Source organism: Nitratireductor sp. GCM10026969, assembly GCF_042660605.1.
Taxonomy (GTDB): Bacteria; Pseudomonadota; Alphaproteobacteria; order Rhizobiales; family Rhizobiaceae; genus Chelativorans.
This window is the reverse complement of the sequence record NZ_JBHSUM010000158.1, coordinates 1-9,254: the sequence shown is the minus strand read 5'-3', so window position 1 is coordinate 9,254 and position 9,254 is coordinate 1. Positions and strand designations below refer to the sequence as shown.

Below are 9,254 nucleotides of genomic sequence, written 5' to 3'. Positions count from 1 at the left end.
GGCGGAGATGACCGGAATGTTCGAGGCGGCGACGGCGCGCACCACCGCCTCGTCGTTGAAGCCCCAGAGATCCTCCAGGCTGCCGCCGCCGCGCGCGACGATGATGACGTCCGGCCGGGCGATGCCGCCTTCCGGTGAAAGCGCGTTGAGGCCGGTGAGCGCGGCCGCCACCTCCTCGCCCGTCGTCTCGCCCTGCACGCGCACGGGCCAGACTACCACGTGGACGGGGAACCGGTCGGTGATGCGGTGGATGATGTCGCGGATGACCGCACCCGTCGGCGAGGTGACGACGCCGATCACGCGCGGCATGAAGGGCAGGGGCCGCTTGCGCTCCTCCGCGAACAGGCCCTCGGCGGCGAGCTTGCGCTTGCGCTCTTCCAGAAGCGCCATCAGCGCGCCGGCGCCCGCCGGCTCGATCGAGTCGATGACGATCTGGTATTTCGAGGAGCCGGGATAGGTGGTCAGCCGCCCGGTGGCGACCACCTCCAGCCCCTCCTGCGGCAGGAATTTCAGCTTCGAGAAGGTGCCGCGCCAGATCACCGCCTCGATGCGCGCGCGTTCGTCCTTGAGCGAGAAATAGCAATGGCCGGAGGCATGCGGCCCCCGGTAGCCCGAGACCTCCCCGCGCACGCGCACATGGCCGAAGGCATCCTCCACCGTGCGCTTGAGCGCGACCGAGATCTCGCTCACCGAGAACTCGGCGACGTTGGTCAGCGAATCGCTTTTTTCAGCTTTGCTCATGGGCCGATTGAGCCGGTTGGGGGGCGCCGGGTCAAGCCGGGGGGCCGCGAGGGCGGCGGATTTCGTCCGAACCGGGCCCTGCATGCGCTCTTCTCAACTCCTCGAGGGTTGCTTGACGGATTAGGACATATGACCTAATCCTTGTCTAGGACAAGCGTCTTAGTCGGCGCTGTCATGCGATGGAGACGCTTGGGTGACCGCCAGCACGACCCGCGAGCAGATTGTCGATGCCGCCGATAAGCTGTTCTACCAGCAGGGCTACGCGCACACCTCGTTCGCGGATATCGCCGACGTCGTGCAGATCTCCCGCGGGAACTTCTACTATCATTTCAGGACGAAGGACGAGATCCTCGATGCTGTGATCGCCCTGCGTTTGGCCAATACGCGCAGGATGCTCGAGCACTGGGAAGACGAGGGGGAGGGGCCGGCCGACCGGATTCGCAGCTTCATCCGGATCGTGATCGCGAACCGCACGAAGATCATGGCCTATGGCTGCCCTGTCGGAACGCTGTGCGCGGAACTGGCCAAGCTGGAGCACGTCGCCCAGGAAGACGCCAACGGGATCTTCACATTGTTTCGGAACTGGCTGCGCCGCCAGTTCGTGCTGCTCGGTCGGGAGGCGGACGCCGACGCCCTCGCCATGCATGTCCTTGCCCGCAGCCAGGGCGTGGCCACGCTGGCCAACGCCTTTCATGACGAGGAGTTCATCCGTCACGAGGTCGACCAGATGTGCGCTTGGCTGGAGGCCCGCGCCGAAGGGGCCGCGTCATCGTAAACGCGGTCCTTTGTTCAACAAACGCAAAGGATGCCTGATTTCATGTTTGTCGTTCTACTCAGATTTTCCGAGAACAAAGCGCAGGCCCCCCGCTTCATGGAAGGGCACAAGGCGTGGATCCAGCGCGGCGTCGACGACGGTATCTTTCTCCTCGTCGGAAGCCTGAGGCCCGATGGGGGCGGAGCGGTCCTGGCGCACGATACGACGCGTCCCGAGATTGAGGCCCGGGTGAAGGAGGATCCGTTCGTCGAGGAGGACGTGGTGCGCGCCGAAATCCTCGAAATCGAACCCAACCGCACTGACGAGCGGCTGAGCTTTCTCAAGGGGTGAACGCGCCGTCCGCCTGCCCGGGCTTCTCGCCATTCGCCGCCCCTCAGCCGCCGGTCTGCCACCGCGAAACGGCATCCACGGGATGGATCAACTGGAGGATGTTGAGGGTCAGGTTGTCCCTGATCGCATAGGCAAGAACGAGTTCCACGGCGACCACCACGAGGACGCTCATCCATACCGGCCAGGCTCGGGCGAGGAAGAACCCGATGACGGCGGCGAGGGTATCGGACAGGGAATTGACGATGCTGTCGCCGAAATAGCCCTGCGCAAGCGCGGTCTGGCGGTAGCGGTCGATGACCATCGGAGTATTTTCGGCAATTTCCCAGCCCGCCTCCAGCGCCACCGCCAGAATGAGCCTGGTGCCGAAGGACGCCCGCGGGGCGAGCAGCCAGAAAAGGAAGTAGAAGATCAGACCGTGGAGGAGATGGCTGAAGCTGTACCAGTCCGCGATGTGCTGGGAGGTCTGCGGGCCCGAGGAATCCGGATACCACCATGCGATGTATCCGCAATCGCAGATCGCCGGCTGCCCCAACAGGTGCAAAACGATCGCTTGAACGGCGATGATACCGGCGGCGGCAAGCGTGCACAGGGCGAGGAAGCGCCACCGTGCCGCCGTATCGGGCGAGAATTGCGCGTTTTCCGTCATCTGGTTTCCAGCGTTCTCTCGGTGTTCGTGTCTTTTGTCAGCGACGCGGACTCGCGCCGCGAATCGCGCGCTCGATCAACCACCACTTGAAGGCGTAATTTCGGCAAGGAACACCTGTTATGCTGGCAATCGGCTGCACGGTGCCCGATGGGCGGTCCCATCGCACCGGCAGGATCAACGCAAGGACAAGGCGCGGACTACGGGTAAAGGATGCCGTCCGGGCGGGCTCCGCGGGTCTGCCGCAGGTCCTTGTGCATTTCGAGCGCCGGCGCAAACGTGGTCATGGCCGTCCCGATGACACGATAGCCGCAGGCTTCGTAAAAGGGGCGCGCCCGCTCGCCGGCGACGACCCTTACGAAGCGCGCCCCGCGCGCGACGGCGCGCGACTCGGCTTCGTCAAGAAGCTGCCTGCCGACGCCCTTGCGCCATGCCGCGGGTGCAACGAACATGTCTTCCAGTTCGGCCTGGAAATCCTCGTTTTCCGGCAGGATGGTTGCGAAACCGACGACCTTCCCGGCAAGCTCCGCCACGACGATGAACGGCAGATGCGCCGCCGGGACTTGCCGCGCCTCGGGAAGCGCAAGCAATTCATCGATGTGATCGCCCCATGCAAGCGACGACCGCAGCTTGAGTGCGCCGAGTGCGTCCCTGTCTTCTGGAGATGCGGGGCGGAGGCGAAGCTGGGGCGTCATCGCGAAGGATTCCCTTGAACACCGCAACGGCCTCTTTCGTCCGCCGCGAACATACCGGTCATCTCACCACCCAGGCAGGATTTGGCTCGGGCGCAGCCTTTTGCTGCGGCGGGCGCGGTGGGGGAGCGAGGCGAAGTCGAAGCCTTCCGCCTCGTTGACCGCCATGGGCACGGAGATGTTGTCGAGGCTCTCGATGATGTGGCGGGCGAGCGCGTCGGCCACCTCGAGCTGGCTGGTGCGCCCGCGCATCATGCCGATCCGGCACTCGGGCAGCGCCGGCAGGCCCTCGTTCTCGCCCAGCACCCGCATGCCCGGGCGCAGCGCGCATTCGGGCAGCACTGAAACCGCCACGCCGGAGAGCACGGCCGCCGAGATCACCGTGGCCGAGAAGCTGGTGAAGAGGATACGGTACTCACGGTTCGTCCGTGAAAGCGTCTCGCAGGCGGCGCGGCGCCAGGAGCAGGTCGGCCGGCCGAAGGCCATCGGCAGGACCGGGCGCTCGTGCGTGGAATGGTTGGCCGAACCCACCCATAGAAGCGGCTCGCGGCGCACGATGTCGGAAGCGTCCTCGTCGGTGACGAGCGCCAGGTCGAGGTTCCCCTGGCGCACGTGCTGCACGAGATTCGCCGTCGGCTCGCACAGCACCGACAGTTCCACGCGCGGATTGGAGCGCGAGAAGCGGGCCATGATCTCCGGCAGGAAACGCTCGGCATAATCGTCCGGCATGCCGATGCGGATGTGGCCCTCCAGGCATTCGTCGTCGAAGGCGGCCAGCGTCTCCCGGTTGAGCCGCAGCATCTGCCGCGCATAGGGCAGGAGCTTCTCGCCCTCTTCCGTGAGGCGGTTGGTGCGCCCGTCCTTCTCGAAGAGCGGCTTGCCGACGCGCTCCTCCAGGCGGCGCATCTGCATGGAGACGGCCGATTGTGTGCGGTGCACCTCCTCGGCCGCCCGCGTGAAGCTGCCCGTGTCGGCGATGGCGACGAAGGTTGCAAGCTGGTCGAGATCGAGCGGTGCGGCCATGGCAGGCCCCTTACATCATGATAATTGATGCAAAAGATTAAAAACATTCGTTCGACTAATCAATGTTTTCATGGGACAAATTTGTATGAAACGGGGCGGGCGCAGGCCGACTGACCGCCGAGGAGCTTTGCCATGCAAGTCCAACAGACCGTCGCACAGACCGCAGCCACCGGCCGGGTGGGCCTGGCCGTGCGCCTGGTGCGCCTTGCTGGCGAAACCTGGCGGCTGATGAAAAACCGCCACGCCATGCGCCGGCTCGATGAACTGACCGACTGGGAGCTTCGCGACATCGGCCTGACGCGCGAGGATGTCGCGCGCGCCCAGGAAGGGCCGATCCTCGACGATCCCATTCGCCGCCTGATGCGTGTCAGGCAGGACCGCGAGAGGGCCGAGAGCGCGATGCGCCGTCGAGCCTGACCCGACAGATCTCCCATGCAGGCATTTTACTCCCATCACGCCGGTTTCCCCCCGGCTGCCTGCAGATTGCCCGGTTCCTCGTGAACCGGGCTTTTTTTTGCCATGCGCTTCCCGAGCGGACAGGGCCGCCCGCTGGTCTGGCCATGTCAATCTGCCCTTTATTCTTCTGCCGCTCTCGGCTACAAGCGCGGCCATGATGACGGGCGCCGGTTTCCCTCCGACCTGCCACGGCCAAGCCTCCACGGCGCCGCGCCGGCAGGTGACAATACGAATTATCGGCCCGGCCTTCCGCGCGGCGTGAGCCTGCGGGAAGGTCCGGGTTTTCTTGCGCCTTGAAGGGGCGCCATCCGCCTCCTGAGCCTGTCGAAGGATGATATTGTGATCGGCGAGGCCAATTCCGCTTCGCATTTGCACGGCGAAATGATGACCGACACTTCCGAAAAGCTGGACTATTCCAAGACCCTCTATCTGCCGCAGACAAGCTTCCCCATGCGGGCGGGCCTGCCCAAGAAGGAGCCCGAGATCGTCTCGCGCTGGCAGGAGATGAACCTCTACAAGCGCCTGCGCGAAGATGCCGAGGGCCGGCCGCGCTTCGTGCTGCATGACGGCCCGCCCTATGCCAACGGCAACATTCATATCGGCCATGCGCTGAACAAGGTGCTGAAGGACGTCATCACGCGCTCCTTCCAGATGCGCGGCTACGATTCCAATTACGTGCCCGGCTGGGACTGTCACGGCCTGCCGATCGAGTGGAAGATCGAGGAGCAGTACCGCGCCAAGGGCAGGAACAAGGACGAGGTGCCGGTCAACGAGTTCCGCAAGGAATGCCGCGACTTCGCCGAGCACTGGATCAACGTGCAGACGGAGGAATTCGAGCGCCTCGGCGTGATCGGCGATTTCGAGAACCCGTATCTCACCATGGCCTATCATGCGGAGGCCCGCATCGCCGGCGAGCTGCTGAAATTCGCCATGTCCGGCCAGCTCTACCGCGGCTCGAAACCGGTCATGTGGTCAGTGGTGGAAAGGACCGCGCTGGCCGAGGCGGAGGTCGAGTATCACGACCATGAGTCGGATACGGTCTGGGTGAAGTTTCCGATCCGCCGTGCACATGGACCCACTCAAGAGGATATATCAGACCTGACGGGTGCATATGTCGTCATCTGGACGACGACGCCATGGACCATCCCCGGCAACCGCGCGATCTCATTCTCGCCGCGTATCGCCTACGGCCTTTACGAAGTCACGGCGGCGGAGAACGATTTCGGACCTCAAGCTGGTGAGAAGCTAATTTTTGCTGATGCGCTGGCGGAGGAATCCTTTGCTAAGGCGAAGCTGAAATACCAGCGCCTGCGCGAGGTAAGTCCTGGTGAGCTCTTTCCCCAGGTTTGCACCCACCCCCTCAAGGGCCTTGGCGGCGGCTATGAATTCCCCGTCCCGCTCCTTCCCGGTGAGCACGTCACCGACGAAGCCGGCACCGGCTTCGTCCATACGGCACCCGGTCATGGCCGTGAGGACTTTGACGCGTGGATGGACGCGCGCGCGAAGCTGGAGGCGCGCGGCGTCGATACGACGATCCCGTTCACCGTGGACGACGGCGGCTTCTTCACCAAGGATGCGCCGGGCTTCGGCCCCGACCGCGAAGGCGGGCCGGCGCGCGTGATCGACGACAAGGGCAAGAAGGGCGATGCCAACAAGGCCGTCATCGACGCCCTGATCGAAAAGGACATGCTCTTCGCGCGCGGGCGGCTGAAGCATTCCTACCCGCATTCCTGGCGCTCGAAGAAGCCGGTCATCTTCCGCAACACGCCGCAATGGTTCGTCCATATGGACAAGGGGCTGGGCGACGGCACCACGCTGCGCACCCGTGCCCTCAAGGCCATCGACGAGACCCGCTTCGTGCCGGCCGCCGGCCAGACGCGGCTGCGCTCCATGATCGAGGAGCGGCCCGACTGGGTGCTCTCGCGCCAGCGTGCCTGGGGCGTGCCGATCTGCATCTTCGTCGACGAGGATGGCGCAATCCTCAAGGACGAGGCGGTCAATGCCCGCGTTCTCGAGGCTTTCGAGAAGGAAGGCGCCGACGCCTGGTTCGCCGAGGGCGCAAGGGAGCGCTTCCTGGGTTCCCGCGCCAACGAGCCGTGGCAGCCGGTCATGGACATCCTGGATGTCTGGTTCGATTCCGGCTCGACCCATACCTTTACCCTGGAAGACCGGCCGGACCTGAAATGGCCCGCCGACGTCTATCTCGAAGGCTCCGACCAGCACCGCGGCTGGTTCCATTCCTCGCTTCTGGAAAGCTGCGCCACGCGCGGCCGCGCGCCCTACGATACGGTCATCACCCATGGCTTCACCATGGACGAGGAAGGCCGCAAGATGTCGAAGTCGCTCGGCAACACGGTGGTGCCGCAGGACGTGATGGCGAAATCGGGCGCCGACATACTGCGCCTGTGGGTGGTCACCACAGACTACTGGGAGGACCAGCGCCTCGGCCAGAACGTCCTGCAGACCAACATCGATGCTTATCGCAAGCTGAGAAACACCGTCCGCTGGATGCTGGGCACGCTCGCCCATGACGAGGGCGAGGCGGTGGCTTTTGCCGACATGCCGGAGCTGGAGCGGCTGATGCTGCACCGGCTGGCCGAGCTCGATGCGCTGGTGCGCAAGAGCTACGACAGTTTCGACTTCAAGCGCATCATGCGGGCGCTGCTCGATTTCATGGTCGTGGAGCTGTCCGCCTTTTACTTCGACGTGCGCAAGGACACGCTCTACTGCGACGCGCCGTCGAGCACGCGGCGCAAGGCGGCAATCCAGGTCATCCGCCGGCTCTTCGACTGCCTGGTCACCTGGATGGCGCCGATGCTGCCCTTCACCACGGAGGAGGCCTGGCTGGAGCGTTACCCGGACGCGGCGTCTGTGCATCTGGCCCAGTTCCCCAAGGTGCCCGCCGAATGGCGCGACGACAATCTGGCGGAGAAATGGCGCAAGGTGCGTCAGGTGCGCCGGGTGGTCATGGGCGCGCTGGAGATCGAGCGCCGGGAGAAGACCATCGGTGCCTCGCTTGAGGCGGCGCCGATCGTCCATGTGACCGATCCCGACCTGCGCGCGGCGATCGCCGACCGCGACATGGCGGAGATCTGCATCACCAGCGGAATAGAGATCCGCGACGATGCACCGCCGGCCGACGCCTTCACCCTCGACGACGTCAAGGGCGTGGGCGTGGTGTTCAAGCGGGCCTCCGGCATCAAATGCGCGCGCTCCTGGCGCTATACGGAGGATGTGGGCTCGGATCCCGAGTTCCCCGACGTTTCCGCCCGCGATGCCGCAGCGCTGCGCGAGCTGAGGGCGCTGGGCCGGCTTTGAGCCTGGTGCATCGGTTCGAGGCGCGATGCGGAGGGAAAGGCCGTTAGCGCCCTTCCTCTGCCGGATGAGGCGCGGTGTTGAACGGTGCGCGTCGGCGGGCCCGTTGCGTCCGGCAGGCACGTCCGGTAAAAGGCCGGCATGAACGCGCCATCATCTCGTCGGATTCGGCGGCGAGAAGGCATGGTATGGGGCCGCGATCGTCGGGTCCCAGGCGCTGAGGAGAGTTGGACGTGAGCAGGCTGCACACTGGCATGCGCATCGGCCGCGGAAGACCACGCACGGCATCGCTGATGGCCCGAGCGGGTCTGCTCGCCGCCGTCGCCGCCCTTTCCGCATGCGGCGGCACCACCTACGGCACCGGAACCACCGCGGAAAAGCAACTGGTGGAGGACCTGACCGGCGCTCTGTCGCTCAAGCCGGATAGGCAGAAGCCGATCAATTACGCGCCGCGCGCCGGCCTCGTGAAGCCGCCCTCCACCGAGGTGCTGCCGCCACCCCAGGAGGATGCGGCGCGCGAGAACCCGGCCTGGCCCGAATCGCCCGAGGAGCGCCTAGCGCGGGTTCGTGCGGAGGCGACGGCGAACCAGGACAATCCGTACTACCGTCCGAACGTCATCCGCGACATTCACCACAGCGAAAATCAGCCCGAGGGCCTCTCGGCCGATCGTCAGAAGCGGGAAGAGCAGCGCGCGGAATTCCAGCGCCGCAAGCAGATGGCGCGGCAGGGCAGCCCCAATACCCGGCGCTATCTGAGCGACCCGCCGGTGGAGTACCGTCAGCCCGCGGAGACCGCGCCGGCCGACCAACTCGGCGAGGATGAGTGGAAGAAGAAGCGCCAGGCCGCGAGCGAAGAGTCGGGTGGCGGCCTGCGCAAGCTCATCCCCTGGCTGGACTGAAGCCGGGAATCAGCCGTCCTCGGATGCGGCACGCCTGAGCGAAAAGAAATCCTTGAGCAGCTGCGCCGCCGCGCGCTCGCCGAGACCTTCGTAGACCTCCGGCGCGTGGTGGCAGGTGGGCTGGCTAAAGAAGCGCCCGCCATGGATGACGCCGCCTCCCTTTTCGTCTCCAGCGGCGAAATAGAGCCGGCGGATGCGCGCGAAGGAAATGGCCGCCGCGCACATGGCGCAGGGCTCGAGCGTGACATAGAGGTTGGCGCCGGGAAGCCGCTCGGAGGCCTCGGCCCGGCAGGCGGCCCTCAGCGCCAGGATCTCGGCATGCGCCGTCGGATCGCTGTATTCGCGCGTGCGGTTGCCCGCCCGCGCAAGCACGGCGCCGT

At 65.4% G+C, this 9,254-nt stretch carries 10 protein-coding genes; 5 read left to right on the top strand and 5 right to left on the bottom strand.

Annotation, left to right across the window (positions count from 1 at the left end):
• A partial coding sequence (gene xseA, locus ACFP9U_RS21205) for an exodeoxyribonuclease VII large subunit (protein WP_378624509.1) occupies nucleotides 1-741 on the bottom strand: 741 nt, incomplete at its 3' end.
• A gap of 193 nt (nucleotides 742-934) precedes the next feature.
• Between xseA and ACFP9U_RS21200 the strand changes: the two genes are divergently transcribed.
• The gene (locus ACFP9U_RS21200; protein WP_378624507.1) at nucleotides 935-1,516 is read left to right on the top strand and encodes a TetR/AcrR family transcriptional regulator; all 582 of its coding nucleotides are present in this window, start codon (nucleotides 935-937) and stop codon (nucleotides 1,514-1,516) included.
• A 42-nt stretch (nucleotides 1,517-1,558) separates the two neighbouring features.
• Entirely contained in the window at nucleotides 1,559-1,846 is a 288-nt protein-coding gene (locus ACFP9U_RS21195) for a YciI family protein (protein ID WP_378624506.1), read from the top strand.
• Between the two features lie 43 nt (nucleotides 1,847-1,889).
• On the opposite strand, the gene ACFP9U_RS21190 is transcribed toward ACFP9U_RS21195, so the two are convergent.
• From ACFP9U_RS21190 to ACFP9U_RS21180, 3 genes are all read right to left on the bottom strand, one after another.
• Entirely contained in the window at nucleotides 1,890-2,492 is a 603-nt protein-coding gene (locus tag ACFP9U_RS21190; RefSeq protein WP_378624504.1) for a DUF2585 family protein, read from the bottom strand.
• A gap of 197 nt (nucleotides 2,493-2,689) precedes the next feature.
• The gene (locus ACFP9U_RS21185; RefSeq protein ID WP_322453930.1) at nucleotides 2,690-3,184 is read right to left on the bottom strand and encodes a GNAT family N-acetyltransferase; all 495 of its coding nucleotides are present in this window, start codon (nucleotides 3,182-3,184) and stop codon (nucleotides 2,690-2,692) included.
• Between the two features lie 63 nt (nucleotides 3,185-3,247).
• Nucleotides 3,248-4,204 carry a LysR family transcriptional regulator gene (locus tag ACFP9U_RS21180; RefSeq protein WP_378624502.1) on the bottom strand — a complete coding sequence of 319 codons (957 nt, stop codon included), beginning with the start codon at nucleotides 4,202-4,204 and terminating at the stop codon, nucleotides 3,248-3,250.
• Between the two features lie 132 nt (nucleotides 4,205-4,336).
• Between ACFP9U_RS21180 and ACFP9U_RS21175 the strand changes: the two genes are divergently transcribed.
• The 3 genes from ACFP9U_RS21175 to ACFP9U_RS21165 all read left to right on the top strand — a co-directional run bounded on the left by ACFP9U_RS21175 (nucleotide 4,337) and on the right by ACFP9U_RS21165 (nucleotide 8,874).
• Nucleotides 4,337-4,621, top strand: a complete 285-nt coding sequence (locus ACFP9U_RS21175; RefSeq protein ID WP_322453928.1) for a DUF1127 domain-containing protein — start codon at nucleotides 4,337-4,339, stop codon at nucleotides 4,619-4,621.
• Between the two features lie 423 nt (nucleotides 4,622-5,044).
• Nucleotides 5,045-7,978: an isoleucine--tRNA ligase gene (gene ileS / locus ACFP9U_RS21170; RefSeq protein WP_378624501.1), complete on the top strand. Its 2,934-nt coding sequence runs from the start codon at nucleotides 5,045-5,047 to the stop codon at nucleotides 7,976-7,978.
• 230 nt (nucleotides 7,979-8,208) lie between these two features.
• Complete coding sequence (locus ACFP9U_RS21165) at nucleotides 8,209-8,874, top strand: hypothetical protein (RefSeq protein ID WP_378624499.1); 666 nt, start codon at nucleotides 8,209-8,211, stop codon at nucleotides 8,872-8,874.
• 9 nt (nucleotides 8,875-8,883) lie between these two features.
• Here ACFP9U_RS21165 and ACFP9U_RS21160 read toward each other — a convergent pair.
• A partial coding sequence (locus ACFP9U_RS21160; RefSeq protein ID WP_378624498.1) for a nucleoside deaminase occupies nucleotides 8,884-9,254 on the bottom strand: 371 nt, incomplete at its 5' end.

Coding starts and splice junctions, on each gene's coding strand:
- ACFP9U_RS21195 (WP_378624506.1), top strand. CDS start 1,559: ATGTTTGTCGTTCTACTCAGATTTTCCGAGAACAAAGCGCAGGCCCCC.
- ACFP9U_RS21190 (WP_378624504.1), bottom strand. CDS start 2,492: ATGACGGAAAACGCGCAATTCTCGCCCGATACGGCGGCACGGTGGCGC.
- ACFP9U_RS21185 (WP_322453930.1), bottom strand. CDS start 3,184: ATGACGCCCCAGCTTCGCCTCCGCCCCGCATCTCCAGAAGACAGGGAC.
- ACFP9U_RS21180 (WP_378624502.1), bottom strand. CDS start 4,204: ATGGCCGCACCGCTCGATCTCGACCAGCTTGCAACCTTCGTCGCCATC.
- ACFP9U_RS21175 (WP_322453928.1), top strand. CDS start 4,337: ATGCAAGTCCAACAGACCGTCGCACAGACCGCAGCCACCGGCCGGGTG.
- ileS (WP_378624501.1), top strand. CDS start 5,045: ATGACCGACACTTCCGAAAAGCTGGACTATTCCAAGACCCTCTATCTG.